At 52.0% G+C, this 26,249-nt stretch carries 28 protein-coding genes; 23 read left to right on the top strand and 5 right to left on the bottom strand.

Going from position 1 to position 26,249, the window contains the following annotated elements; all coding sequences use genetic code 11:
- Positions 1-5: 5 nt before the first annotated feature.
- The 14 genes from fliF (at position 6) to flhB (ending at position 12,936) form a co-directional block, all read left to right on the top strand.
- On the top strand, positions 6-1,748 hold the full coding sequence (gene fliF, locus VFA_RS03110; protein ID WP_004724662.1) for a flagellar basal-body MS-ring/collar protein FliF: 1,743 nt from the start codon (positions 6-8) through the stop codon (positions 1,746-1,748).
- Entirely contained in the window at positions 1,741-2,793 is a 1,053-nt protein-coding gene (gene fliG / locus VFA_RS03105; RefSeq protein ID WP_004724661.1) for a flagellar motor switch protein FliG, read from the top strand. Before fliF ends, fliG begins: the two co-directional genes overlap by 8 nt.
- A gap of 56 nt (positions 2,794-2,849) precedes the next feature.
- Positions 2,850-3,653: a flagellar assembly protein FliH gene (gene fliH / locus VFA_RS03100; protein WP_004724659.1), complete on the top strand. Its 804-nt coding sequence runs from the start codon at positions 2,850-2,852 to the stop codon at positions 3,651-3,653.
- Positions 3,653-4,975, top strand: coding sequence for a flagellar protein export ATPase FliI (gene fliI, locus VFA_RS03095; protein WP_004724657.1), 1,323 nt, complete (start codon positions 3,653-3,655; stop codon positions 4,973-4,975). The genes fliH and fliI overlap by 1 nt, the downstream gene beginning before the upstream one ends.
- Before the next feature lie 4 nt (positions 4,976-4,979).
- Positions 4,980-5,432, top strand: a complete 453-nt coding sequence (fliJ, locus tag VFA_RS03090) for a flagellar export protein FliJ (RefSeq protein ID WP_004724655.1) — start codon at positions 4,980-4,982, stop codon at positions 5,430-5,432.
- Between the two features lie 131 nt (positions 5,433-5,563).
- Positions 5,564-7,420 carry a flagellar hook-length control protein FliK gene (locus VFA_RS03085; protein WP_004724653.1) on the top strand — a complete coding sequence of 619 codons (1,857 nt, stop codon included), beginning with the start codon at positions 5,564-5,566 and terminating at the stop codon, positions 7,418-7,420.
- A 32-nt stretch (positions 7,421-7,452) separates the two neighbouring features.
- Positions 7,453-7,950 carry a flagellar basal body-associated protein FliL gene (fliL, locus tag VFA_RS03080; protein ID WP_004724651.1) on the top strand — a complete coding sequence of 166 codons (498 nt, stop codon included), beginning with the start codon at positions 7,453-7,455 and terminating at the stop codon, positions 7,948-7,950.
- A 7-nt stretch (positions 7,951-7,957) separates the two neighbouring features.
- On the top strand, positions 7,958-9,016 hold the full coding sequence (fliM, locus tag VFA_RS03075) for a flagellar motor switch protein FliM (RefSeq protein WP_004724649.1): 1,059 nt from the start codon (positions 7,958-7,960) through the stop codon (positions 9,014-9,016).
- 17 nt (positions 9,017-9,033) lie between these two features.
- Positions 9,034-9,444 carry a flagellar motor switch protein FliN gene (gene fliN, locus VFA_RS03070; RefSeq protein ID WP_004724647.1) on the top strand — a complete coding sequence of 137 codons (411 nt, stop codon included), beginning with the start codon at positions 9,034-9,036 and terminating at the stop codon, positions 9,442-9,444.
- A gap of 3 nt (positions 9,445-9,447) precedes the next feature.
- Positions 9,448-9,837 carry a flagellar biosynthetic protein FliO gene (gene fliO, locus VFA_RS03065; protein ID WP_004724645.1) on the top strand — a complete coding sequence of 130 codons (390 nt, stop codon included), beginning with the start codon at positions 9,448-9,450 and terminating at the stop codon, positions 9,835-9,837.
- Positions 9,815-10,714 (top strand): flagellar type III secretion system pore protein FliP, encoded by a 900-nt coding sequence (fliP, locus tag VFA_RS03060; protein WP_004724643.1) that lies wholly within the window; start codon positions 9,815-9,817, stop codon positions 10,712-10,714. The genes fliO and fliP overlap by 23 nt, the downstream gene beginning before the upstream one ends.
- Positions 10,715-10,726: 12 nt before the next feature.
- Positions 10,727-10,996, top strand: a complete 270-nt coding sequence (gene fliQ, locus VFA_RS03055) for a flagellar biosynthesis protein FliQ (protein ID WP_004724641.1) — start codon at positions 10,727-10,729, stop codon at positions 10,994-10,996.
- 8 nt (positions 10,997-11,004) lie between these two features.
- Positions 11,005-11,787, top strand: coding sequence for a flagellar biosynthetic protein FliR (gene fliR / locus VFA_RS03050; RefSeq protein WP_004724639.1), 783 nt, complete (start codon positions 11,005-11,007; stop codon positions 11,785-11,787).
- Positions 11,788-11,805: 18 nt separating this feature from the next.
- A complete protein-coding gene (gene flhB / locus VFA_RS03045) occupies positions 11,806-12,936 on the top strand; it encodes a flagellar biosynthesis protein FlhB (protein WP_038150802.1) in 1,131 nt (376 codons plus the stop codon).
- Between the two features lie 39 nt (positions 12,937-12,975).
- Here flhB and smrB read toward each other — a convergent pair whose 3' ends face one another.
- Complete coding sequence (gene smrB / locus VFA_RS03040; RefSeq protein ID WP_004724633.1) at positions 12,976-13,530, bottom strand: endonuclease SmrB; 555 nt, start codon at positions 13,528-13,530, stop codon at positions 12,976-12,978.
- Positions 13,531-13,594: 64 nt separating this feature from the next.
- Between smrB and prmB the strand changes: the two genes are divergently transcribed.
- Positions 13,595-14,527: a 50S ribosomal protein L3 N(5)-glutamine methyltransferase gene (gene prmB, locus VFA_RS03035; protein ID WP_004724631.1), complete on the top strand. Its 933-nt coding sequence runs from the start codon at positions 13,595-13,597 to the stop codon at positions 14,525-14,527.
- Positions 14,528-14,714: 187 nt separating this feature from the next.
- Positions 14,715-15,800, top strand: a complete 1,086-nt coding sequence (gene aroC, locus VFA_RS03030; RefSeq protein WP_004724629.1) for a chorismate synthase — start codon at positions 14,715-14,717, stop codon at positions 15,798-15,800.
- Positions 15,801-15,876: 76 nt separating this feature from the next.
- Here the strand turns inward: aroC and VFA_RS03025 are convergent, their stop codons facing one another.
- On the bottom strand, positions 15,877-16,500 hold the full coding sequence (locus tag VFA_RS03025) for a trimeric intracellular cation channel family protein (RefSeq protein ID WP_004724627.1): 624 nt from the start codon (positions 16,498-16,500) through the stop codon (positions 15,877-15,879).
- A gap of 195 nt (positions 16,501-16,695) precedes the next feature.
- On the opposite strand from VFA_RS03025, the gene VFA_RS03020 reads away from it, so the two are divergent.
- From VFA_RS03020 to VFA_RS03010, 3 genes are all read left to right on the top strand, one after another.
- Positions 16,696-17,226: an elongation factor P hydroxylase gene (locus tag VFA_RS03020; protein ID WP_004724625.1), complete on the top strand. Its 531-nt coding sequence runs from the start codon at positions 16,696-16,698 to the stop codon at positions 17,224-17,226.
- A gap of 10 nt (positions 17,227-17,236) precedes the next feature.
- Complete coding sequence (locus VFA_RS03015) at positions 17,237-17,500, top strand: YfcL family protein (RefSeq protein ID WP_004724623.1); 264 nt, start codon at positions 17,237-17,239, stop codon at positions 17,498-17,500.
- A gap of 130 nt (positions 17,501-17,630) precedes the next feature.
- The gene (locus VFA_RS03010; protein WP_004724621.1) at positions 17,631-18,155 is read left to right on the top strand and encodes an NADPH-dependent FMN reductase; all 525 of its coding nucleotides are present in this window, start codon (positions 17,631-17,633) and stop codon (positions 18,153-18,155) included.
- A 100-nt stretch (positions 18,156-18,255) separates the two neighbouring features.
- Here VFA_RS03010 and mnmC read toward each other — a convergent pair whose 3' ends face one another.
- Positions 18,256-20,274 carry a bifunctional tRNA (5-methylaminomethyl-2-thiouridine)(34)-methyltransferase MnmC2/FAD-dependent 5-carboxymethylaminomethyl-2-thiouridine(34) oxidoreductase MnmC1 gene (gene mnmC, locus VFA_RS03005; RefSeq protein WP_004724620.1) on the bottom strand — a complete coding sequence of 673 codons (2,019 nt, stop codon included), beginning with the start codon at positions 20,272-20,274 and terminating at the stop codon, positions 18,256-18,258.
- A gap of 128 nt (positions 20,275-20,402) precedes the next feature.
- On the opposite strand from mnmC, the gene fabB reads away from it, so the two are divergent.
- The 3 genes from fabB to VFA_RS02990 all read left to right on the top strand — a co-directional run bounded on the left by fabB (position 20,403) and on the right by VFA_RS02990 (position 24,005).
- The gene (fabB, locus tag VFA_RS03000; RefSeq protein WP_004724617.1) at positions 20,403-21,614 is read left to right on the top strand and encodes a beta-ketoacyl-ACP synthase I; all 1,212 of its coding nucleotides are present in this window, start codon (positions 20,403-20,405) and stop codon (positions 21,612-21,614) included.
- A gap of 248 nt (positions 21,615-21,862) precedes the next feature.
- On the top strand, positions 21,863-23,008 hold the full coding sequence (locus VFA_RS02995) for a 4-phosphoerythronate dehydrogenase (protein WP_004724612.1): 1,146 nt from the start codon (positions 21,863-21,865) through the stop codon (positions 23,006-23,008).
- Complete coding sequence (locus tag VFA_RS02990; protein ID WP_004724610.1) at positions 22,992-24,005, top strand: aspartate-semialdehyde dehydrogenase; 1,014 nt, start codon at positions 22,992-22,994, stop codon at positions 24,003-24,005. The genes VFA_RS02995 and VFA_RS02990 overlap by 17 nt, the downstream gene beginning before the upstream one ends.
- A gap of 53 nt (positions 24,006-24,058) precedes the next feature.
- Here VFA_RS02990 and fcrX read toward each other — a convergent pair whose 3' ends face one another.
- Positions 24,059-24,508 carry a ferric iron uptake transcriptional regulator FcrX gene (gene fcrX / locus VFA_RS02985; RefSeq protein ID WP_004724608.1) on the bottom strand — a complete coding sequence of 150 codons (450 nt, stop codon included), beginning with the start codon at positions 24,506-24,508 and terminating at the stop codon, positions 24,059-24,061.
- A 266-nt stretch (positions 24,509-24,774) separates the two neighbouring features.
- On the opposite strand from fcrX, the gene VFA_RS02980 reads away from it, so the two are divergent.
- The gene (locus VFA_RS02980; RefSeq protein ID WP_004724607.1) at positions 24,775-25,308 is read left to right on the top strand and encodes a DUF4442 domain-containing protein; all 534 of its coding nucleotides are present in this window, start codon (positions 24,775-24,777) and stop codon (positions 25,306-25,308) included.
- Positions 25,309-25,315: 7 nt separating this feature from the next.
- On the opposite strand, the gene VFA_RS02975 is transcribed toward VFA_RS02980, so the two are convergent.
- Positions 25,316-26,212, bottom strand: coding sequence for a LysR family transcriptional regulator (locus VFA_RS02975; protein ID WP_004724605.1), 897 nt, complete (start codon positions 26,210-26,212; stop codon positions 25,316-25,318).
- Positions 26,213-26,249: the final 37 nt, after the last annotated feature.

Raw genomic sequence — 26,249 nt, 5'->3', positions numbered from 1 at the left:
GAACTGTGGCTGACGATAAGCAAACGACGGATCTGGCACTGTCTAACGGCGGTGAACATGGATTGGTGTCCAGCACCGACCTTGACGGTGGTGCGCAAAACCCGGATTTAGACGAAAAAAGCTCCTCCAAACTTGATTTTGCCATGGGCGATCTCGACCTGCTGCGTCAGATCGTGCTGGTGCTGTCGATTTCGATCTGTGTGGCTTTGATTGTGATGCTCTTTTTCTGGGTCAAAGAGCCAGAAATGCGTCCCCTAGGCGCCTATGAAACCGAAGAACTGATCCCAGTGTTGGATTATCTCGACCAACAGAAACAGACCTACAAACTGGACGGCAATACCATTCTGGTGCCGAACAGCGATTACAACAGCATCAAACTCAACATGGTTCGCGCCGGGCTTAACCAGTCTCGTCAAGCGGGAGATGACATTCTGCTGCAAGACATGGGCTTTGGTGTGTCTCAACGCCTTGAGCAAGAGCGTCTCAAACTGAGCCGCGAGCGTCAGCTCGGCAAAGCCATTGAAGAGATGCGTCAAGTGAACAAAGCACGTGTGTTGTTGGCGTTGCCAAAACAGAGCGTGTTTGTGCGTCATAATCAAGAAGCCTCCGCGTCGGTCTTCTTAACCCTGCGCACAGGCTCTAACCTCAAACAAGAAGAAGTCGATTCGATCGTTGATATGGTGGCGAGTGCCGTACCGGGCATGACGCCGACGCGTGTCACAGTCACCGATCAACACGGCCGTCTGCTGAGCTCAGGCTCGCAAGATCCGGTCTCGGCTGCTCGTCGCAAAGAGCAAGAGCTGGAGCGCAAACAAGAGCAAAACCTGCGTGACAAAATTGATTCAGTCCTCATTCCGATTTTGGGGTTAGGCAACTACACCGCGCAGGTGGACATTGAACTCGACTTCAGTGCGATTGAACAAACACGCAAGCGCTTCGATCCGAACACACCTGCCACTCGTAGTGAATACACACTGGAAGATTACAACAACGGTAACGTGGTTGCTGGCGTGCCGGGTGCGCTAAGTAACCAACCGCCGGCAGATGCGTCGATTCCGCAAGATGTGGCGCAGATGAAAGATGGTTCGGTGATGGGGCAAGGCTCCGTGCACAAAGAAGCCACGCGTAACTTTGAGCTGGATACCACCATCAGTCATGAACGCAAACAAACCGGGGTGATTAACCGTCAAACCGTGGCGGTCGCGGTGAAGAACCGTTCTAGCGTTAACGCTGATACCGGTGAAGTGACTTATACGCCACTGAGCGAGAGTGAACTGAACTCGATTCGTCAGGTGCTGATCGGCACCGTTGGCTACAATGAAAATCGTGGCGACTTGCTGAATGTGCTGAGCATGCAGTTTGCTGAGCCGGAGATGGACCAATTGGCGGATGTGCCGATTTGGGATAACCCGAACTTCAGCGATTGGATTCGTTGGTTGGCAAGTGCGTTGGTGATTATTGTGGTGGTGTTGGTGCTGGTGCGTCCAGCATTGAAGAAACTGCTCAACCCAGCGGCAGAAGACGACGAACAACTGTACGGACCGGATGGGTTGCCTATCGGTGCGGATGGTGAAACCAGCCTGATTGGCTCAGACATTGAAGGTGGCGAGCTGTTCGAATTTGGTTCAGGCATCGACCTGCCAAATCTACACAAGGATGAGGATGTGCTGAAAGCAGTACGTGCTCTGGTGGCCAACGAGCCTGAATTGGCGGCTCAAGTTGTGAAGAACTGGATGCAAAATGCCTAACGAAATCGTAAAAAAAGATGGTGGTGAAGTGGTCGAATCATCGGTTGATATTTCCAATATTCCCGGCGAAGAGCGGGCTGCCATTTTGCTGCTCAGCCTCAATGAAGAAGATGCCGCGGGTATTATTCGTCATTTAGAACCGAAACAGGTTCAGCGCGTGGGTAGTGCCATGGCCCGCGCCAAAGATTTAAGCCAAGACAAAGTGAGTGCCGTGCACCGCGCGTTTTTGGAAGATATTCAGAAGTACACCAATATCGGTATGGGCAGCGAAGATTTCATGCGTAATGCGTTGATCGCCGCTCTGGGTGAAGACAAAGCCAATAACTTGGTGGATCAAATTCTGCTCGGTACCGGCTCAAAAGGTCTGGACTCGCTCAAGTGGATGGATCCCCGTCAGGTGGCGAGTATCATCGTCAACGAGCACCCGCAAATTCAAACCATCGTGTTGTCGTACCTCGAACCGGATCAATCCGCCGAGATTCTGGCGCAGTTCTCTGAACGGGATCGCCTTGATTTGATGATGCGAATTGCCAACTTGGAAGAAGTTCAACCATCGGCATTGGCGGAGTTGAACGAAATCATGGAGAAACAGTTCGCTGGTCAAGCGGGCGCGCAAGCTGCGAAAATTGGCGGCCTGAAAGCAGCCGCAGATATCATGAACTACCTGGACAACAACATCGAAGGTGTGTTGATGGACCAGATGCGCGACCAAGACGAAGACTTGGCAACGCAGATTCAGGATCTGATGTTTGTATTCGAGAACTTGGTCGAAGTCGACGATCAAGGGATTCAGAAACTGCTACGCGATGTGCCTCAAGATGTGCTGCAAAAAGCACTCAAAGGCGCCGACGATACGCTGCGCGACAAGATCTTCAAGAACATGTCGAAACGTGCTGCTGAACTGATGAAAGACGACCTCGAGGCGATGCCGCCCATCAAGGTCTCCGATGTGGAAGCGGCGCAGAAAGAAATTTTGGCGATTGCCCGCCGAATGGCCGACAACGGAGAACTCATGTTGTCTGGCGGGGCAGACGAATTCTTGTAATGCCAAGGGCCAGCTGAATCAGCGGGCCCTTTTTATCTTTGGGTAGGATGTGAACCATGTCAGGTGATAGAAAACGCGGTTTTATTCGTTTAGGGTCGGATAACACAGTGGAGCCTCCGAAAAAGTGGGGGCTGCCAGACTATGGCGCGGAAACGCATAAACACGCTCGTGAAACGGCGATGAACTACGATCCCAGCTGGATGCCGAGTTTTGATGAACCGGAGAATGAAGAGCCGGTTCAACTGACTGAGCAAGACATCGAACTGATCAAGCAGCTTGCCCATCAGGAAGGTCTTGAGCAGGGACAAGCCGAAGGCTATCAGCAAGGATTCGAACAAGGCAAAGAGGCCGGTTTTCAGACTGGCCATGAAGAAGGACTGGTTGCCGGGAAAGACGAAGGGCTGCAAGCGGGTCAATCGGTGATTGAAGAGCATGTACATACCTTCGTCGGTCTAGCCAATCAGTTTGCGCAGCCACTGGAGCTGATGAACGCGCAGGTGGAAAAACAGCTGGTGGACATGGTACTGACGCTGGTGAAAGAAGTGGTGCACGTTGAAGTGCAGACCAATCCGCAAGTCATCCTCGACACCGTCAAAGCTTCTGTTGAAGCGCTGCCGATTGCAGGCCACGCCATCACGCTCAAACTCAATCCAGACGATGGCGACATCATCAAGCAAGCGTACGGCGAGCAAGAGCTGGAGCAGCGTCACTGGACGTTGGTCAATGAGCCCGCGCTCAACCGAGGCGATGTGCAAATTGAAGCGGCGGAATCGAGTGTGAACTACCGCATGGAAGAGCGCATTCGCAACGTGCTACACAGTTTTTGTGGCACCAATCGTCATCAACAAGGTAATGAATAATGCTGGCACTGGCGGATCGTTTAGCGCAGTACAAAACCGAAGGACTCACCAGTCGCCCAGTGGCGTCCGGTAAGTTAATTCGCGTGGTGGGGCTGACGCTTGAAGCCACTGGCTGTCGAGCGCCGATAGGTTCGCTGTGCAAAGTGCAAACCATGTCCGGTGAAATGGAAGCGGAGGTGGTGGGCTTTTCTGGGGACAGTCTGTTTTTGATGCCGAGTGAACAGATCACGGGTGTCCTGCCCGGTGCAAAAGTGACACCGCTCACTGAAGAAGCAGGTTTGTCGGTGGGCATGGAACTGCTCGGGCGCGTGATTGATGGCGTGGGCAATCCACTTGATGGGCTGGGGCCGATTTATACCGACCAACGCGCCTCGTTCAATGCGCAGCCGATTAACCCGCTGGCCCGTAAACCGATCAGCGAGCCGCTCGATGTGGGCATCAAAGCGATCAATGGGCTGCTGACCGTTGGCAAAGGCCAACGTATCGGGCTGTTTGCCGGTTCCGGTGTGGGTAAATCGGTCACGCTGGGCATGATGACGCGTGGCACCACAGCGCAAGTGGTGGTGGTCGGGCTGATTGGTGAACGTGGCCGCGAAGTAAAAGAATTTATTGAAGAAATTTTAGGCGTCGATGGCCGGCAACGTTCTGTTGTGGTTGCGGCGCCTGCCGATGCGTCACCGCTGATGCGCTTGAAAGGGTGCCAAACGGCCCTGACCATTGCGGAGTATTTCCGCGATCAAGGTTTGGATGTGTTGCTGCTGATGGACTCGTTGACCCGTTTCGCTCAGGCTCAGCGTGAAATCGCGCTGTCGGTCGGTGAACCGCCCGCGACCAAAGGGTATCCGCCATCGGTGTTTGCGAAACTGCCTGCGCTGGTGGAACGTGCCGGTAACGGTGGCCCGCATCAAGGCTCAATTACCGCATTTTTTACCGTGCTGACCGAAGGCGATGATTTGCAAGATCCGATTGCCGATGCGTCGCGAGCGATCCTCGATGGTCACATCGTGCTTTCGCGTGAAATGGCCGATGCTGGTCATTACCCTGCGATTGACGTCGAGAAATCCGTCAGCCGGGTCATGCCGCAAATCACCACCGATGAACATGTTCTGATGTCAAAAGCCGTGCGTCAGATTCTGTCTATTTGCCGCAAGAACCAAGATCTGGTGTCGATTGGCGCGTACAAGCCGGGCACCGATCAGGCCATCGACAGTGCCTTTACCTTGAAACCAAAGTTGGACAACTACCTGCAACAGGGCATGAAAGATTCCGTGCCGTATGAGATGTGCGTAAGCATGCTGAAAAACGTCTTGAGTTTGGGGTAAGTGAATGGATAACGCGCTGGAGTTTTTGCTTGATCAAGCACGAGACAACGAAGACAAAGCTGTGATGGCGCTTGGTAAAGCGCGCAGTGAGCTAGATGGTTACTACCATCAGTTAAAGCAGATTGAGCAATATCGACTTGAATATTGCCAGCAACTGGTGGAGCGCGGTCAAGCCGGGTTAACCGCTAGCCAATATGGCCACTTGAACCGCTTTTTAACGCAGCTCGATGAAACACTGGCCAAACAGCGCAATGCCGAGCAGCACTTCAAAACTCAGGTCGAGAACTGTGAACAGCATTGGATGGAAGTGCGCAAGCAGCGCCGCTCCTACGAATGGCTGATTGAGAAGAAGCACACGGAAAAAGCTCGCCTGCAAGAAAAACGTGAACAGAAGCTGATGGATGAATTTTCAACACTCAGCTTTAACCGACGTCGTACTGATTCCAACTTTCGCTAATTTCCTTATGGATTAGATGGAATTGGCGTGTTTTTTGCAAAACGATACGCAATAAGTTTGAAAACTCTGTGCTACTGACAGCCGGTCTTGCGGTAGCGTTTGATGCAGTACGAAATGCGAGCTAAGTGAATATGAACGTCAATTCCACCTCTTCAGTTGATAATGCGAAAGTCACCGCGGTGACTAAAGGCGTTGCTGGACAAAGCGTTAAAGAGGGTGACGCCGGAGACAACGGGAGCTTTTTGGATCAGTTGTCTGCGTTTTTCTTTGGCGCGACACCTAATGCGGAAGGTCAGCGTGTTGGCACTGGAAACGCAAACGCGAATGCAAACACCAAGGTGGGCACGCCATCAGTGAGTGCGGGTCAAGTGACGCCAGTTGCCACCCCCGGTGCTGATCCCGCGAAAAGTGCAGCCGCCAAAAATACAGCTGCGACCAGCACCGATGCCGTGCTCAAACAAGGCAAGCCTGCCGACAGTAGCAAAGCCAATCAAAATCAACCCAACAGTGCGAATGCGTCAAAGCAACGTGCTGAAATTCCAAAGAATTTACAACGTTTTGTCGCCAGCGATGCGAACAAAGCTAACGCTGCAACGTCCGCCCAAACGGCTCAGGCGATGAGCGACGGTGGCGCGTTGCTCGGTCGGCTGCAACAAGCGAATCAAGCTTTGTCTCAGCACAACGGCAAGAGTTTGCCTCAGACGGTTCCTACAAGTGAGCTGGCCGCCTCGGTTGCCACTGAACAAGCCAGCAGTGGTGGCAAGGTGCAGGCCGATGCGATAACTGATGATGCGTTAGCGCAGCTTCAAGCCAAGCAAGATCCCGCACTTGAATCGTTGAGTGAGGATGAACTTCAGGCGTTGCAAGCGCAGCGCCTTCAGGTCTCTAATTCGGTCGCAGAAGATGACGTGTCACCCGAGTTGAAAGCAGCCAAAGCGAACAAAAATACCCATGCATTGAGCGACAGTGACATGGCGGCGCTCATGGCCGTTCAGACCCAAACCGGACCGACAGATGGCGCAACGGATCCAAACAGTCAGCCACTGTCACCGATGGAAGCCGCGGCAATGCCGTGGGCAAAAGCCAATGCCGATCAGGCGCATCATGCGCCGTTAGATGACGTGAGCGATGAGGATGGTACGAAAGCCAAATCAGCAATGTCAGCGCACCTCGCGTCGGGAGCGCAGCATGCAACACCGGCTCAACAGCAGCAAGCGCAGTCTTCATTACAGCAGACCCAACACGCGTTAGCGGCGCAAGGTCAGCCCGCAGCGCAAGCCGATGCTGCCCATCCTTCAGCGCATCCCGCGCCAGGGGCAAGCCACGCCGTTCCCATGCTGCATGCTGAGCTCGCGGGCAAAGCAGAGTCTCTTACCCCAGCGATGCTGAAAGCGGCGCTGCAAACCAAAGGGCTGGGTGGCATTGAGGATGTGAAGGGCAGCACCGGTAGTGATGGCCATTTCGCCCATCAAGTGGCCGCTGCGGCGGGTCAGCAAGGCTTAAACGTGACGCAGAACCTGCGCGGTGAGCAAGTGCAGCAGCCGCAATCGGTGCCGATGCAACTGAGCAAAGAAATGACAGCCGATGAAATGGCCGAGCGCGTGCAGGTCATGATGTCGAAAAACTTAAAGCATGTTGACATTCGTCTTGATCCCCCCGAATTGGGCCGCTTGCACATTCGCCTGAACATGCATGGCGATGGTGCAAACGTGCAATTTACCGTCTCAAACCAACAGGCGCGTGATGTGCTAGAACACTCGATGCCAAGGTTGAGAGAGATGCTTGCCCAGCAAGGCGTGCAACTGGCGGATACGTCGGTGCAGCAACAGAACTCGGGGCAGCAACAGCGCTATGCGGCGGGAAGCGGCGGCCAGTCTGGTCAATCGGCAGGCAATGAGCACTTTGGCGGTGAAGAAAATATTGATACAGACGTCAAACTTGATTTGAATGTGGCATCAAAGCGTGATGGAATCAGTTATTACGCTTAAACTAAATAGAAAATAACGACATAGAGTAGGTTATGGCTGTTGAAGAACTCCCACAAGACGCCCCGAAGAGCAAAAAGAAACTGCTGATCATCATTGTGGCGGCCGTTGTGCTGCTGCTTGGCGGGGGCGGTGCTGCTTTCTTCCTCATGGGCTCAGACAGCGGTGCTGACGCGAAAGCGGAAACAACCCAAGAAGCGGCAGCTCCCGTAGACCCGGTGTCTTACGTCAACATCGCTCAGCCGTTCGTGTTTAATGTCAGCGGCGACACGCGCGATCGCATGGTGCAGATCAAAGTGCAGTTGATGGTGCGCGGCAGCAAAAATGAAGGCTTGGCGCGTTACCACTCGCCGTTGGTCGAAAGTACGTTGTTGGCAACGTTTGCATCTGCCACTGTGGAGCAATTGCGCAGCGCAACTGGACGTGTGGAATTGCGTGACAAAGCGACCGATGACATTAAAGCGGCGATGACCAAAGTGGTTGGTCAACCGGTGATTGAACGCGTTCTGTTTACTGACTTTGTAATGCAGTAGGTGACTTGTGACTGATTTATTAAGCCAAGACGAAATCGATGCGCTGCTCCACGGGGTAGACAGCGTCGATGAAGCCGAAGAAGAGTTAGACACCTCGGACGCCAGTGCGGTCTCGTTTGACTTCTCGTCGCAAGATCGGATCGTGCGTGGTCGAATGCCGACGCTGGAGCTGATCAACGAACGTTTTGCTCGTCACATGCGCATTAGCTTATTTAACATGCTGCGCAAAACCGCCGAAGTCTCCATCAATGGCGTGCAGATGATGAAATTTGGCGAATACCAAAACACGCTGTATGTCCCGACCAGTTTGAACATGGTGCGTTTTCGTCCGTTAAAAGGGACGGCCTTGGTGACCATGGAAGCGCGCTTGGTGTTCATCTTAGTGGAGAACTTTTTTGGCGGTGATGGACGCTATCACGCGCGGATTGAAGGGCGTGAATTCACGCCGACTGAACGTCGCGTTATTCAGCTGCTGCTCAAAATCGTATTTGGTGATTACAAAGACGCTTGGGCGCCAGTGATGGGGGTTGAATTTGAGTACCTCGATTCCGAAGTGAACCCCAGCATGGCGAACATCGTCAGTCCGACTGAAGTGATCGTCGTCAGTTCATTCCATATCGAAGTCGATGGCGGAGGCGGCGATTTCCACATCGTGATGCCGTACTCCATGGTGGAGCCGATTCGCGAGCTGCTTGATGCCGGTGTTCAATCGGACAAGATGGAAACCGACGTGCGCTGGAGTTCTGCGCTGCGGGAAGAAATCATGGATGTGCCGGTGAATTTTCGTGTGAATCTACTGGAACAAGATTTGGCCCTTCGCGATCTGATGGAGCTGCAAGTCGGCGACATCATTCCCATTAAAATGCCCGAACATGCGACCATGTTCGTCGAAGAATTACCGACGTATCGCGTGAAAATGGGGCGTTCGGGAGAGAAGCTGGCGGTCCAGGTCTCCGAAAAAATCCGTCGCCCGGATGTGGTGAAAACCGACCTTGCGTTCTTAGGCAAAGATATTATTGCTGAGCTGGAGAACGACGAGGATGAAGATGAAGAAACGGTAGAATAAAACAATAGGTAACAAAGATGTCAAAATCAGATGATCAAAAGCTGGCAGATGAGTGGGCAGCGGCGCTGGGCGAAGATCCTTCCGCGCCAGACATCGATGTCGATGAAGTGCTCGCGGCACCTCTGGATGAACTCAAAGACACCACCTCGCCAATTTCCGATGATGAACGTCGTAAGCTCGACACCATCATGGACATTCCGGTGACCATTTCTATGGAAGTTGGGCGTTCAAAAATCAGTATTCGTAACCTGCTGCAATTGAACCAAGGATCCGTGGTTGAGCTGGATCGCATTGCGGGTGAATCGCTGGATGTGATGGTGAACGGCACTTTGATTGCCCATGGCGAAGTCGTGGTGGTCAACGACAAATTTGGTATTCGTCTCACCGACGTGATCAGCCAGACTGAACGCATTAAGAAACTGAGATAGCTTATGAAAAAGTTCATAAGCTTAGGATTGTTTTCGGCGCCTGCGTTGGCGGCCGAAAACACATCACTGGATTTAGCGACCACGTTCGGGTCGCTTTTGTTCGTTATTGCGCTGATCCTTTTTATGGCTTGGCTGTTGAAACGCATGCGCGTGCCTGCATTTGGCCAGCAAAAGGGGCTGAGCGTGGTTCGCCAGTTGCCCGTCGGTACCAAAGAGCGGGTGATGATTGTGCAGGCCGGTGACGCACAATTTCTGATCGGCGTAACATCGCAGTCGATTCAACTGATTTCAAAATTGGAAACGCCACTCAAGCAGGAGGAGCTGGAGTCAACGCCTTTCTCGAACCAATTGACTCAGCTACTGAAAAAGCATGATAAGAAAACGTCTGAGTAATGTGCTGTCGGTGCTCACGCACCGTGTGGCGATGGTGATGTGGTTGAGCGCGCTGCTGTTTGCGCCGCTCGCCAGTGCGCAGCAGGAGTTAGAGACGCCGATTCCGGCCACGGCCGCCGGAGCGAGCAGCGTGACGGTGTCTGCGATGGAAAGAGAGCAGGGCAATTCCCGCACCATGGCGCTGGGCAGCGCGAGTGGCAGCGGCGGCATTCCTGCGTTCACCATGACCACCAACCCGGATGGTAGCGAAGACTATTCGGTCAACCTGCAAATTCTGGCGCTGATGACCATGCTGGGCTTCTTGCCTGCGATGGTGATTTTGATGACCTCGTTCACCCGGATTGTGGTAGTGATGTCGATTCTGCGCCAAGCCATGGGTTTGCAACAGACGCCATCTAACCAAGTTATCGTCGGCATTGCTATCTTCTTGACCTTTTTCATCATGTCGCCGGTGCTGAACAAGATTAATGATCAGGCCATTCAGCCGTATCTCAATGAGCAAATTTCGGCGCGCCAGGCGTTTGATCGCGCTCAGGAGCCGATGAAAGCCTTCATGCTCAAGCAAACGCGCGTCAAAGATTTGGAAACGTTCGTCAATATTGCGGGCGCAGAAGTGCAAAACCCGGAAGATGTATCGATGGCGGTGCTGATCCCGGCGTTCATCACGTCGGAGCTGAAAACCGCGTTCCAGATTGGTTTCATGCTGTTTTTGCCATTCTTGATCATCGACTTGGTGGTCGCCTCGGTGCTGATGGCTATGGGTATGATGATGCTGTCGCCCATGATTGTCTCATTGCCGTTTAAACTGATGCTGTTTGTGTTGGTGGATGGGTGGAACCTTATCCTCTCGACGCTGGCCGGCAGTTTTGCCATGTAGCGGGGGACGATCATGACACCTGAAGTCTTTGTCGAAATGTTCCGTGATGCGCTGTGGATGGTGCTGATCATGGTGTGTGCGATCATTGTGCCAAGCTTGCTGATTGGTTTGGTGGTGGCGGTGTTCCAAGCCGCCACCTCGATTAACGAACAGACGCTGAGCTTTTTGCCGCGTCTGATTGTGACCTTGTTGGCGCTGATGTTGTTTGCCCACTGGATGACGCAGATGATGATGGAGTTCTTCTTCGCCATGATTGAGCGCTTGCCTCAGGTGCTGTATTAGGGCGGCTTATGGAGTACCCAACCAGCGTCATCCTTGAGTTTATTGCCAACTACTTTTGGCCCTACGCCCGTATCTCCGCGATGTTGATGGTGATGACGGTGACCGGGGCGCGTTTTGTTTCCACCCGTATTCGTCTCTACCTTGGGCTTGCGATCACGTTTGCAGTCATGCCGGCGATTCCTGCAGTGCCTTCCGACCTTGAGTTGTTGTCGTTTAATGGCTTTTTGACCACGCTGAATCAGATCATCATTGGGGTGGCGATGGGCATGGTGACGCAGTTTATGATTCAAACTTTCGTGATGTTGGGGCAAATCCTCGGCATGCAATCGAGCTTGGGGTTTGCATCGATGGTGGATCCGGCCAACGGCCAGAACACGCCGCTGCTCGGTCAATTGTTCATGTTTCTGGCCACGCTGTTCTTTTTGGTCAGCGACGGGCACTTAAAAATGATTCACCTGGTGGTGCTCAGCTTTAAGAGCTTACCGATTGGTACCCATTCGTTAACCGCGGTTGATTTTCGTGAGTTGGCGCTATGGCTTGGCACCATGTTCAAAGTGGCGCTGAGTATGTCGCTATCGGGCATTGTTGCGCTGCTGACTGTGAACTTGTCGTTTGGTGTCATGACGCGGGCGGCCCCGCAGTTGAACATTTTCTCACTCGGTTTTGCGTTTGCGCTGTTGGTCGGTTTGCTGCTGTGTTGGTACATCCTCAGCGGACTTTTCTCGCATTATGAACTGTTCTGGGCGGAGGGCGAGCAGCAAGTCTGTCGCCTGATTCGTCTCGCGTGTTGACCCGTTTAGGAGGCTGAATTGGCAGAATCAGACGGACAAGAAAGGACCGAAGAGGCCACGCCCCGAAGGTTGCAACAGGCTCGAGAAAAGGGCCAGGTTGCGCGTTCGAAGGAGTTGGCGTCGGTTTCCGTGCTGGTGGTGGGCGCATTATCACTGATGTGGTTCGGTGATGCGCTCGCACGCGGGTTGTATGCTGCCATGGGGCGCTTGTTCAATCTGAGCCGCGAAGAGATTTTCGACGTCAACAAGCTGTTTGATATCGTCTCGGGTGCGATGGTCAATTTGATCCTGCCGCTGCTGCTGATTCTCATCACGCTGTTTGTCGCGGCACTGATTGGCGCCGCTGGGGTGGGGGGCATTAACTTCTCAGCCGAAGCAGCGATGCCAAAATTCTCGAAAATGAATCCACTGAGCGGTTTGAAACGTATGTTTGGCCTGCAAAGTTGGGTCGAGTTGCTCAAATCCATTCTGAAAGTCTTGCTGGTGGCCGGTGTCGCCTTCTATTTGATTGAAGCGTCAAAGCAGGATCTGTTTCAGCTTAGCCTTGATACTTTTCCGCAAAACATTTTCCATGCGTTGGATATTCTGCTCAACTTCGTGTTGCTGATCAGCTGTTCGTTGCTGGTGGTGGTGGCGATTGATGTGCCGTTTCAGATTTGGCAACACGCCAACCAACTGAAAATGACCAAGCAGGAAGTGAAAGACGAATACAAAGACACGGAAGGTAAACCGGAAGTGAAGGGTCGAATTCGTATGCTGCAACGGGAAGCCGCCCAGCGACGGATGATGGCCGATGTGCCGCAGGCCGATGTCATCATCACCAACCCGGATCACTTCTCGGTGGCGCTGCGTTACAAGCAAAATACCGATAGAGCGCCGGTGGTGGTCGCCAAGGGGATCGACCATTTGGCCTTGAAGATTCGGGAAGTGGCCCGCGAGCATGACATCATGATTATTCCCGCGCCGCCTTTGGCGCGTGCGCTGTACCACACCACTGAATTGGAGCAAGAAATTCCGGATGGCTTGTTCGTGGCGGTCGCGCAGGTGTTGGCGTACGTATTCCAGCTCAAACAATACCGACGCAAGGGCGGCCAGCGCCCACAATTGAAAGACGAGAACATGCCGATTCCGCCGGACATGCGCTACTGACCCCATCAACAACAACGCCCCAAAGATTGGGGCGTTGTGTTATTTCTCCGGCACCGACAGCAGCACCAACAATGCGCCATTGCCACCAAATTCGAGTGGCGCTTGGTGAAACGCCAACACTTCGGGATGCTGCGCCAGCCACAAGGGCACTTTCTGTTTCAGAATGTGTTTGCCAATCCCGTGCTGCACACAAGCACAATGGACGCCTTCTTTAATGCAGTACGCGACCATCGCACCCAATTCGCGTTTGGCTTCTTGTTGTGTCATGCCATGCATATCAAGAAATACATCTGGCACGTAGACGCCGCGTCGCAGGCGTTTGACTTCGTACTTTGAGACATCGCTACGGGCATAACGCATCGGGCCTTCTTCGCTCAGCATGGGGACAAACTCATCGGAAAAATAGAAGTCGTTGTCTCGCGCTTCGCGTGCGCTACGGCGGATTTCTTTTTGTTTGGGGTTTCTGTTTGGCTGCTGGATTATGGTATCCTGCGAAAACTTTTTAACGCCCTTTACTGCATCCTGAAATAAAGCGAAATCATCATCAGCATCGAAATCATGATCGTCGTTGAAATCGGTGTCTTTTTTGCTCATTAGGGAATAAATATTCTGTGGTTAATCGGAATTAGCAGTATTGTAGCGCTTTTCGGAGGCAATTTTGGATAAGATTTTTGTGGATGAAGCGGTTTCTGAACTGCATACGCTTCAAGATATGATTCGTTGGACAGTGAGCCGCTTTAATGCTGCGAATTTATTTTACGGTCACGGCACCGATAACGCATGGGATGAAGCGGTTCAGTTGATTCTGCCAACGCTGTATTTGCCGATTGATGTGCCTCCTCACGTGTTGAACTCGCGTTTGACCAGCAGTGAACGTCTGCGCGTGGTTGAACGTGTCATCAAACGAATCAAAGACCGTACCCCAGTCGCTTACCTGACGAATAAAGCGTGGTTCTGTGGTTTAGAATTTTTCGTCGATGAGCGCGTGCTCGTGCCACGTTCACCGATTGGTGAGTTGATTCAAGCCCAGTTTGAACCGTGGCTGATCAATGAACCGACTCGTATTATGGACTTGTGTACTGGCAGTGGCTGTATCGCGATTGCGTGTGCGCATGCGTTCCCAGATGCCGAAGTGGATGCGATTGATATTTCAGCCGATGCGCTGCAAGTGGCTGAGCAAAACATTCAAGATCACGGTTTGGAGCAACAAGTGTTCCCGATTCGCTCGGATCTGTTCCGTGACTTGCCGCAAGCACCGTACGACATCATTGTCACCAATCCACCGTATGTGGATCAGGAAGACATGAACAGTCTGCCTGATGAGTTCAAACATGAACCAGAACTTGGCTTGGCTGCCGGAACTGACGGCCTGAAACTGGTGCGCCGCATTATGGCGAATGCACCAAACTACCTGACAGACAACGGCATTCTGGTGTGTGAAGTGGGTAACTCCATGGTGCACTTGATGGATCAATATCCGCACATTCCGTTTACCTGGTTGGAGTTTGAAAACGGCGGTCACGGCGTGTTCCTGCTGACCCGTGAACAACTGGTGGAATGCGCGAGCGATTTCTCGCTTTACCGCGACTAAGCCGCTCAAATTAGCCATATTAACGACCTAAGCCGGCCATTGCGCCGGCTTTTTTGTGCCTCGCAAAATTGTTCGATTTTGGGGCTTTACATCATTTCGTAATCAAGCGACTATGAATCCACGAAGAATTGTAATGTGTGCCGCGAGCCAAACGTTCAGGCTTGCGGAAAGCTAATTTGAGGAAGTAATGGCAGGAAACAGTATCGGACAACATTTCCGAGTGACGACATTCGGGGAAAGTCACGGTATCGCACTGGGATGTATCGTTGACGGTTGCCCTCCGGGCTTAGAGATCAGTGAAGCAGATTTACAGGTGGATTTGGATCGTCGCCGTCCGGGCACATCGCGCTATACCACACAGCGTCGTGAACCGGATGAAGTGAAAATCCTTTCGGGGGTGTTTGAAGGCAAAACCACCGGCACCTCGATTGGACTGCTGATTGAAAACACCGATCAACGCTCCAAAGATTATTCCGACATTAAAGACAAGTTCCGTCCGGGTCATGCGGATTACACCTACCATCAGAAATACGGCATTCGAGATTACCGTGGCGGCGGCCGTTCGTCGGCACGTGAAACCGCGATGCGTGTGGCGGCAGGTGGCATTGCCAAGAAGTACCTCAAGCAGGAATTCGGCGTTGAGATTCGCGCCTACCTGTCACAGATGGGGGATGTGTCGATCGACAAAGTGGACTGGAATGAAATCGACAACAACGCGTTCTTCTGTCCGGATGTCGACAAAGTGGATGCGTTTGATCAACTGATCCGTGATCTGAAAAAAGAGGGCGATTCGATTGGTGCCAAGATTCAGGTTGTAGCCACCAATCTGCCAGTGGGCCTTGGTGAACCAGTGTTTGATCGCTTGGATGCCGATATTGCTCACGCGCTGATGAGCATCAACGCGGTGAAAGGCGTAGAAATCGGTGACGGGTTTGATGTGGTGAAGCAAAAAGGCAGCCAACATCGTGATCCGCTGACGCCTGAAGGGTTTGCAAGCAACCATGCGGGCGGCATTCTTGGCGGCATTTCAACCGGTCAGGATGTGGTGGCAAACATTGCCCTGAAACCCACATCAAGTATCACGGTTCCGGGCGACACCATCACGCGCACGGGTGAAGCAACGCAGCTCATCACCAAAGGTCGTCATGATCCATGTGTGGGCATTCGCGCAGTGCCTATTGCTGAAGCAATGCTGGCGATTGTGTTGATGGATCATCTGTTGCGTCACCGTGGTCAAAACCACGGCGTGCACACGGAAACGCCGATGATTTAATCGCACCACAAACATCAAACAAAAACGCCCCAATGATAGGGGCGTTTTTTTATGTATCAATGCTCATTGCACTGCATCAGTGCAATGAGTTTTCCGTTTCCAGATGGAATGACGGCAAGCGCCATTTAAAGCGGACAGCCGCCATGCGCAGCGTATAACCGACCACCAAGGTGACGATGGTGGTGGTGACGTCGTTGATGCCCAGCTCTAGCATGCCCAAGTACAAACCGGAGGCGACCAAGGTGACCGAGGCGTAAAGCTCATCGTGTAGCACCAAAGGTTGCTGACGACAGATCAAATCGCGCAGCAGGCCACCAAATACGCCTGTGACCAGCGCCGCAACCATGCAGATCATCGCATGATGGCCCATGCCCATCGCAACTTTGGTCCCGATGATGCTAAACACAATCAGCCCCAGCGCATCCAAGCGAATAAACAGTCCTTTGAGTTTGATTACCCATTGGTAAATGCCGGTGGTCAGAACCCCTGCTAAGCAAGTAATGGCCAAGTATTCTGGATGTTTCACCCAACCCAACGGGTAGTGACCCAACAGAATATCGCGCACCGTGCCCCCGCCAATGGCGGTTGCACTGGCAACCAGCATGACACCAAACCAATCCATTTTGCGTCGGCCTGCGCTCAATGCGCCTGTCATGGCTTCTGCGGTAATCCCGATAATATATAAAACACTCAAAAGCATCGAAAAAGACCCTATGAATCGTATGCGCCATAAAAGGCGCAAGTGTAGAGGGAAAGCGCGTCGTTGACGAATGAGATTTTGTGCAAAGAAACCGTTTGCCGGATTACTAAAACTAATGAACTTTGTTGCAAATCTTTACCCGGAACAAAAAAATCGCCAGAATGCACCGCGTCGAGGATCGTTAGCCGTAATGTTATGACTCATCACTACACAGATTTGATCACCATTTTTAATGAGACGTTCTTTGCCTCATTCAACACTCAGTTGGAACTTGGAGGCGATGAACCGATCTATTTACCTGCCGATGATAGCGTGGCTTATCACCGCATCATCTTCGCGCGCGGGTTCTATGCCTCTGCGTTGCATGAAATCGCCCATTGGTGCGTGGCGGGGCCAGAGCGCCGTCTATTGGAAGACTTTGGCTATTGGTATGAACCGGATGGCCGCACGGAGGCGGTTCAAGCGGCGTTTGAGAAAGTGGAAGTGCGCCCGCAGGCATACGAATGGATTTTGTCACGGAGTGCAGGGTTTCCTTTTACCGTCAGTTGTGACAACCTCAACGGCGATTTTGAGCCTGATCGACTGGCGTTTATGCACACGGTGCATCAAGAAGTGCTGCGTATTTTAGCCGATGGATTGCCGCAGCGAGTGAAGATGTTGTCGGAGGCACTGCGCGCTTTTTACCACATCGCACCTTTAACCGCAGACCAATTTTTAGTGAAGTAACGAGATAAATATGATTATTGAATTTGAAGAAAAACTCCTTGAGCTGATCGACACCCGCATCGAAACCGCTTCCCCTGATGAATTGTTTGCGGGAGGGTATCTGCGTGGTCATATCTCGTTATCGGCGGCGGCGTGCGAAGACGACGGTGTGCAGGATGTGGAAGAGCTGAAAAATCGCATTGAACAGAGCTTGGATGCGGCGCGTTCAGAGCTCAATCCGGCCGACCGCGTGATTGTCTCGGATCTGTGGCGTGAACTGGTGGCGTTGGTGTAATTGACCGACGTGGCAGGTTGCGTCTGGGTCATTCAATTTATTCGAATAACTCCTTACAATTTTTACGGTTGTGGCTGGCGTGCTGAATGTTTAATCTAGTTTCATCAAATGAGCACTTAAGGATATCAGCATGAAAGTTATCGCATTTGGGGCTAGCACTAGCTCAACATCAATCAACAAAGCTTTGGCAACCTATGCAGCGAATCTCATCGATGGCGCTGACGTTCAGGTTCTGGACATCAACAACTACAACGTTCCGATGTTCAGTGAAGATCTTGAAAAAGAGATTGGCCAAGCTGAAGGTGCACAAGGCTTCCTACGCGATTTGGCGCAAGCTGATGCGTTTGTGATCTCTTTTGCTGAGCACAACGGCCACTACCCAGCGGCATACAAAAACTTGTTTGACTGGGCCTCACGTATCGATCGTGAAATGTTTAAAAACAAACCGGCCGTTTACCTTGCAACCTCACCGGGCCCTGGCGGCGCACAATCGGTCTTGGCGGCGGCAAAAGGTTCAGCGCCATTCTTTGGTGGCAATGTCAAAGCGTCGGTTTCAGTACCGAGCTTCTACGACAACTTTGATCTCGCAAGCGGTCAAGTGACCAACGAAGCCATCGCCACTGAAATTCAACAAGCGGTGGCAACACTGGCATAATTTGCACAGTTTTCATCAAGAAAAAGCCTCGCATTGCGAGGCTTTTTTGTGTCTGCTGACTTGTGTGTCTACTGATTTGTATTTTGGCGGATGGGCGCGATTATTGTTCGCTGAGCGCTTTGCCTTTGCGCAAGCGGCGTACCCACATGCGGCTTGGGTGCAGTGTCTCCATCACATCGACGGGCAGCGGCAGCGGATCGCCACAAATGATGGAGGCCAACACTTCCGCCAGCAATGGCGCGGAGCTGAGGCCGCGCGAGCCCAATCCTAGCAAGCCATACAAGTGCGGGTAGTGCGCGACTGGTTCGGCATGCTGCTCATCTTGATGGACGAGGTCATGATACTGACGCAAAATCGCATCTAGGTTGCCGATACTTCCCACAAACGGCAAGTGATCGCGGCTAACACAACGAATGCCTTGGCGAGAGGCGTTGTCGCGGGTATCGACCAATGTTGGCCAGTGTTGGTCGGCAATACATTTTGTCAGGCGGGCACCGTTTTCGATTTGCGCGGCAGGGTCGAATTCGCAATCGAGGTGCGTGCGATCATAGCTGGCGCCGATGCAATGGGTGCCTGAGGCTGGGTTATTGGGGGTCATGTACCCGTCATAGCACAGCACGGTGCGCAGTTGTTGGAGCGTGTCATTGGTCGGAATGTGACTGACCTGACCTTTGACTTTGCCGAGTGGCAGCGATTGAGTCTGCTCAAAGGCATCAAACTGATGGCCGTTGGCGACGATCACACATTGGTGCTCGGCTTGGCGCTCTGCAACGTTGAGGTGCCACACTTGGTTGGCTGCATCCCAATTCAAGGCCGTCACGCGGTGATTGAAATGCGCGGTTAATTTGCCTTCCTCACTGAGTTTTGTGAGCAACCCGGTGGTGAGCTGCGCCGGACACAGCCAGCCTCCGAGCGGGTAATGAACGCTCGGCACCGAGACGGGCAGCCCCATCATGGCGGATGTTTGCTCTGCATCGAGTTGGGTCACCAATTGCGTTGAAAACTCACCGTCGATCATTTTATTGAGTTTGACGGCCGATTTGTCATCCCACATCAGTTGGGTGACGCCACACCAATCATGATCGAAGTCGATGTGCTTTGCTGCGCGTTCGGCAAATTGACGAGCATAGAGAAATGCAGGCGCAAACACACGGGATACCCCCACGTGCTCACCATTCAACAGCGGGTAAACCGCGCCCTGACGATTGCCGGAAGCACCTTGTGCGGGGGCATCATCTTCACAATACAAGGTGACGGTCACACCGCGCTCGCTCAGCGATTTCGCCAGCGCTGCACTGGCGATACCACCACCAATGATGGCCACATCATGAACGTTCTCTAGGGAGTTGAGCTTGTACCACGGTTTAATGTTACTGTCAGGATGTTTCTCGGTGAGGGACCCCACGATCATTTCCCGTTTGGTGCCAAAGCCTTTGACTTTTTTCATCGCGAACCCGGCTTCAATTAAGCCACGGCGAACAAAGCCGGCTGAAGTGAAGGTGGCGCAGGTGCAATCTTGTTTGGCCAGTTTTGCCATGCCGTTGAACAGATTTTGATTCCACATTTCCGGATTTTTGCTGGGCGCAAAGCCGTCAAGGAACCAAGCGTCCACTAAACCTTGGGCGGGAACCGGAACGTTTGGCATGCAATCTTTGATGTCGCCAAACCACAGATCGAGCGTCACGGCGCCGTCTGCCAACACGATGCGATGGCATTCCGGCACCGCAATCGGGTAGTGTTCGTGCAGTTGTTTGGCGTAGTCGGCCAGTTCAGGCCAGGACTCGTGCGCTTTGATTAAATCGTCTTTATTGAGCGGATATTTCTCAAAACTGATGAAATGCAACGATTTTAGTGTCGCTTGCGGGTTTTGGTGTCTAAACTTGTCAAACCATTGCCATAGGGCGAGGAAGTTGAGGCCGGTCCCAAAGCCCGTTTCAGCCACCACAAAACGACGTTGGTCATATTCATGCCATCTTTGTGGGAGATGATTTTGAGTCAGAAACACGTAGCGGGTTTCTTCCAAGCCATTGACGTTCGAGAAATAGACATCGTCAAATTGGTCTGAAACCGGTGTGCCGACATGGTTCCAGCCGAGCTGCGCGTGAGTAATGGAAGTCATTATGAATGGATTCTATGAAATCTGGCGGAAATATGGGCTGAGATTGTACGGATTTATGGGAAAGCTGACCACTTTTGTTGTCCTTCTTCGTTATTATTTAGCGGAATTTTGAATTATAGGAATGTCACATGAAACGAGTCGTAATCACCGGTATGGGTATTGTTTCAAGTATCGGTAACAACGTCGAAGAAGTTTTAGCGTCTCTTAAAGCAGGTAAGTCAGGCATCAATGCTTCTGAGCAATTCAAAGAGAACGGTCTTCGCTCGCAAGTTTGGGGTGATCTGAAAATTAACCCTGCTGAGCACATCGACCGTAAACAAATGCGTTTTATGGGTGATGCGGCGGCGTATGCATACCTATCTCTGGAACAAGCAATTGCGGATTCTGGTCTGTCTCCGGAGCAAGTGTCAAACGATCGTACTGGTATCATCGCGGGTTCAGGCGGTGCGTCTTCAATGAACCAGGTCACGGCAGTTGATACGTTGCGTGAGAAAGGCGTGAAACGTGTTGGTCCTTACATGGTGCCGCGCACGATGTCTTCAACGGTTTCTGCTTGTTTGGCGACTCCATTTAAAATCCGTGGTGTGAACTACTCGATCAGCTCAGCTTGTGCGACATCTGCACACTGTATCGGTAACGCCATGGAATTGATTCAGCTTGGCAAGCAAGACATCGTATTCGCCGGCGGCGGTGAAGAACTCGATTGGTCACTGACCATGATGTTTGATGCGATGGGTGCGCTGTCAACCAAATACAACGACACACCACAAAAAGCGTCTCGTACGTACGATGCAGACCGCGACGGTTTCGTGATCTCTGGCGGCGGCGGTATGGTCGTGGTGGAAGAGTTAGAACACGCATTGGCGCGTGGTGCGAAAATCTACGGTGAGATCGTGGGCTACGGCGCAACCTCAGACGGTTACGACATGGTTGCACCATCGGGTGAAGGCGCAGTGCGCTGCATGAAGATGGCGATGCAAAACGTAGACGCAGTGGATTACGTGAACACGCACGGCACATCAACACCAGTAGGTGATGTGAAAGAGCTGGGCGCGATTCAACAAATCTTCGGTGGCAACAGCCCTGCGATTTCGGCAACCAAAGCGATGACAGGTCACGCGCTGGGTGCTGCAGGTGTACACGAAGCGATTTACTCAACGCTGATGCTGCATCACGGCTTCATTGCGCCAAGTATCAACGTTGAAAATTTGGATGAAGCGGCGCAAGGTCTGGACATTGTGACAGAGACGCGTGAACAAGAATTAACGACAGTGATGTCGAATAGCTTTGGTTTTGGTGGCACGAACGCAACGCTCGTGATCAAAAAATACCAAGGTTAAGCACCTCATACCTTTAGGTAAAAGGTTTCCAGAACTGATCGGCTTCGCTGATCGAACAGACGCAGACTCTGTCCCATGGAGAGCGGGATAGGATCCTTTTGTTCTGGATGTTGCCCGGTGGCGAATTTGCCATCGGGCATTTTTATTCGTGCCCCTTTAGTCCTCGACACCGGCAGTGCTTTTCTGCACAATGCCTTGCAAACTTTCCAACACAACAACCAGTCAATTCAAATAGTGTGAACTCTGTTATGAAAATTGTGATCGACGAAAATATGCCTTACGCCGCAGAGCTGTTTAGTCAGCTTGGCGAAGTGGTTCTGAAACCGGGCCGTACATTGACGGCAGACGACTTGGTGGATGTGGATGCGCTGATGATTCGTTCTGTAACGAAGGTGAATGAAGCGCTGATTAGCAAAGCCAACAAGTTAAAATTCGTCGGCACTGCCACGGCAGGCATGGACCATGTGGACCAAGCACTGCTGGCAGAGCGTGGCATTTTCTTTACCGCGGCGCCAGGCTGTAACAAAGTGGGCGTGGCGGAGTACGTGTTCAGCGTGCTGATGGTGCTTTCACAGCAACAGGGATTCTCGGTATTTGATAAAACCGTCGGTATCATTGGTGCCGGTCAGGTGGGGACGTATTTGTCTGAGTGTTTGATGGGGATGGGGATCAACGTGCTGTTGAACGATCCACCGAAACAGGCACAAGGGGACAGCCGTGAATTCACACCGCTGGACGTACTGTTGAGCCAGTCGGATGTGATCACGCTGCACACGCCGATCACCACCGAGGGGGAATGGCCTACCCATCATTTGATTGACAGCACGGTGTTGGAGAACCTGCGCAGCGATCAGATTCTGATCAACGCTGCGCGTGGTCCAGTGGTCGACAACGACGCGCTCAAAGCGCGCCTGCAACAGGGTGATGGTTTTACCGCGGCGTTGGATGTATTTGAATTTGAACCGCAAGTGGATATGGCATTGCTGCCGCTGCTGGCGTTTGCTACACCGCACGTGGCCGGATATGGCCTTGAAGGTAAAGCGCGTGGCACAACGATGATTTTTAACAGTTACTGTGAGTTTCTTGGGAACGCGTTGTGGGCGAACCCTTCAACCTTGTTGCCTGTGGCGCCAATCCCAGAAGTCACGTTAGATCGTGCATGGGATGAAGCGACGCTGCTGACACTCACACAACTGATTTACGATGTGCGTCGTGATGACGCCCTGTTCCGTCGCGAAATACACAAACCTGGCGCGTTTGACCAAATGCGTAAACAATATTGGGACAGACGTGAGTATAGCGCGATCACACTCGTTGGAGAGGCGACTTGTCATCTGGAGCCACTGGCGAAATTAGGTTTTAAAATTGAGGTAACGAATGAGCCAAGAATTTAATGTTGCCATCTTTGGCGCAACAGGCGCCGTAGGCGAAACCATGTTAGAAGTGCTGCAGGAACGTAAGTTTCCTGTCGGCGAACTGTACCTGCTCGCAAGTGAGCGTAGCGAAGGGAAAACCTACCGTTTCAACGGCAAAACAGTCCGCGTCCAGAACGTGGAAGAGTTTGATTGGTCACAAGTGCACATTGCGCTGTTTTCTGCCGGTGGTGATCTGTCTGCACAGTGGGCGCCGATTGCTGCGGATGCGGGTGTGGTTGTGATCGACAACACGTCGCACTTCCGCTACGACTACGATATCCCGTTGGTTGTGCCTGAAGTCAACCCTGAAGCGATTGCAGAGTTTCGTAACCGCAACATCATTGCCAACCCTAACTGCTCTACCATTCAAATGCTGGTGGCGCTGAAGCCGATTTACGACGCGGTGGGCATTGAACGCATCAACGTGACGACATACCAGTCGGTTTCAGGGGCGGGGAAAGCGGGCATCGATGAATTGGCTGGCCAAACGGCGAAGCTGCTCAACGGGATTCCTGCGGAGAACAAAGCATTCAGCCAACAAATTGCGTTTAACTGCATTCCACAAATCGATGTGTTTATGGACAATGGCTACACCAAAGAAGAGATGAAAATGGTGTGGGAAACGCAAAAGATTTTCAATGATCCGTCGATCATGGTGAACCCAACTTGTGTTCGTGTGCCCGTGTTTTATGGTCATGCGGAAGCGCTACACGTGGAAACCAGTGCGCCAATCGATGCCGAGCAGGTGATTGAGCTATTGTCACAAACGGATGGTGTGGAAGTGTTCCAAGGGGAAGACTTCCCAACGCAAGTGCGTGATGCTGGCGGAAAAGATCATGTGATGGTCGGCCGTATTCGCAATGACATCAGTCATCACAGCGGCGTGAACTTGTGGGTTGTGGCGGACAACGTTCGTAAAGGCGCAGCGACTAACGCGGTGCAAATTGCGGAAGTGTTGGTACGTGACTACTTCTGATTCGGTTTCGCCGACATGAAAAAAAACCACCGCTTGCGGTGGTTTTTTTATGGTTACTTTTTCGCTTTGTGTGCGTCTGGGTTGTCTTTACAACTCCCGTCTGCACATTTGCCGTACAGGTACAAACTGTGGTTAGTCAGTTGTACGTTGTACTGTGAAGCAATCTCTTTCTGACGTTGTTCAATCAATTCGTCCGAAAACTCAATTACTTCCCCACAGTCGAGGCACACTAGGTGATCATGGTGATGCTGAGTCGACAGTTCAAATACTGATTTGCCGCCTTCAAAGTGATGGCGTGTCACGATGCCTGCATCATCAAATTGGTTTAGTACTCGATAAACTGTCGCAAGGCCGATCTCTTCACCGAGATCAATCAGCTTCTTGTACAGCTCTTCAGCACTAATATGTTGGCACTCAGGCTGTTGTAGTACTTCTAAAATCTTTAGCCGTGGAAGGGTTACTTTAAGACCAGCATCCTTTAGCGCTTGGTTATTGTCTGACATATACTTTCCCGTTGATGATCTGCAGTAATGAACAGAAGTCAATGTTGTCCAACATTATAGGTTAGTCACAGCGAACAATAAACCACGAACTTCAAAGGGTTACTACTATTTTTTCGTAAAGCCGCGTGATATCACTGCTAAAAGTGCTCTGACCAGTTACAATTGTTTAACATTAACTGAGCGTTAAGTCTACGTCGTGATTAATAGACCCTGTCGATTTAAGCACTGATGTAGGCGGTCGAAATCGAGTCTAAGGCACGGAAAGCATGAATAAAACTCTCGCAAAGCTATATAAACCAAATATTGTCAAATGGGCGCTGAATAGCTGGCCGCCATTCTGGGGCGCGGGGATAAAAATTGAATCCATCAGTGACGATTTTCGCGAAGCCCGCATGCGGCTGAAATTGCGTTGGTGGAACAAAAACGCTAATCGCTCCCAATACGGTGGCAGCATTTTTTCGCTCACAGACCCAGTTTACTCGCTGATGTTGATGGGCATTTTAGGCGATCAATATTATGTGTGGGACAAAGAAGCCAGCATCAACTTTATTAAGCCGGGTCATACCGATTTGTACGCGGAGTTTTTGATCCCTCAGCAGCAACTGGATGCGATTTTAAGTGCCACGGCCTGCGGTGATAAATGTTTCCCCGAATTTATCATCCACGTTAAAAATGCGCATGGCGAAGTAGTGTCTGAAGTGCATCGCAAACTGTATGTGCGGAAGAAACCGAAATACCGCGAAGATGCGGACGACCCGACGCAGGAGCGCGAATTGGCTGATTCCCAGACACTGTCCTAAAGGACATTCAAGGTTGGGGATACTTTTGATCTCGATAGTCACGGCACAGGCTGATCCACGCGTCGGCGGTGCGTGACACATAACGCTCTGAATGCCAGATGACGCCGAGTTGCCAGTCAATGGAAGGCGTCATGGTTTTGACCACCACGCCTTCTCCCTGTATGCGGTGACACAGCGGTTCGGGTAAGAAGGCCACACCAACCCCACTTTTGACCAACGCGACCAAGAAATCCCATTGGCTGCTGCGAGCGGCCACTTGCGGCGCAAAGCCCTCTTGTTGGCACAAGGTGTCGATGTATTCGCTGAGCGTGAATTCTTGCGTGTAAACATAGAACGGTTCGTCTTTTAGATCCTGCCAATGAACGGTCTCGAGATCGCGCCAAGGCGCGGTATCGGGCAACACTGCACGAATCGGATAGCTGTCGAGTTCCAAGGTGTTGAGGTTCTGCGCCGCATTTAAAGATAACATCGTCACCGCCACATCGAGATCGCCCTCAGATACCGCTTGCTCAATTTTTCGCCCGCCATATTCGACGATGGTCATTTCGACGTTTGGGTATGTTTGGCGGTAGCGGCGAATTAGGCCGGCGTAGACATGGCCGACCATCGGCGGGATCCCCAAGCGTAAATGTCCGCGTTGTAGCTCATTCAAATCGATGAGTTCCGCTTCGAGCTGCGACATCTGCGCGAGGATCTCTTGCGCGCGCTGAAACACGATGTCGCCAGCGTCGGTTAACCAAAAGCGTCGGCCTTCGCGATGCAAAAGTGGTTGCCCGACATCTTGTTCTAAGCTGCGAATCATCTTGCTGATGGTGGGTTGCGTGACAAACAATTTTTCTGAAGCGCGGGTAAAGCTTTGTTCATTCACCAACTCGACAAAATAACGCAGTGCTTTGATGTCCATGATTGTGCCCGTTGAATTAAACTATTCCATTTTGGCA

Origin of the sequence: Vibrio furnissii CIP 102972, from assembly GCF_000176175.1 — a bacterium.
Classification (GTDB): Bacteria; Pseudomonadota; Gammaproteobacteria; order Enterobacterales; family Vibrionaceae; genus Vibrio; species Vibrio furnissii.
Note: the sequence above shows the minus strand (reverse complement) of the source record. Positions and strands in the feature narration are given on the sequence as shown.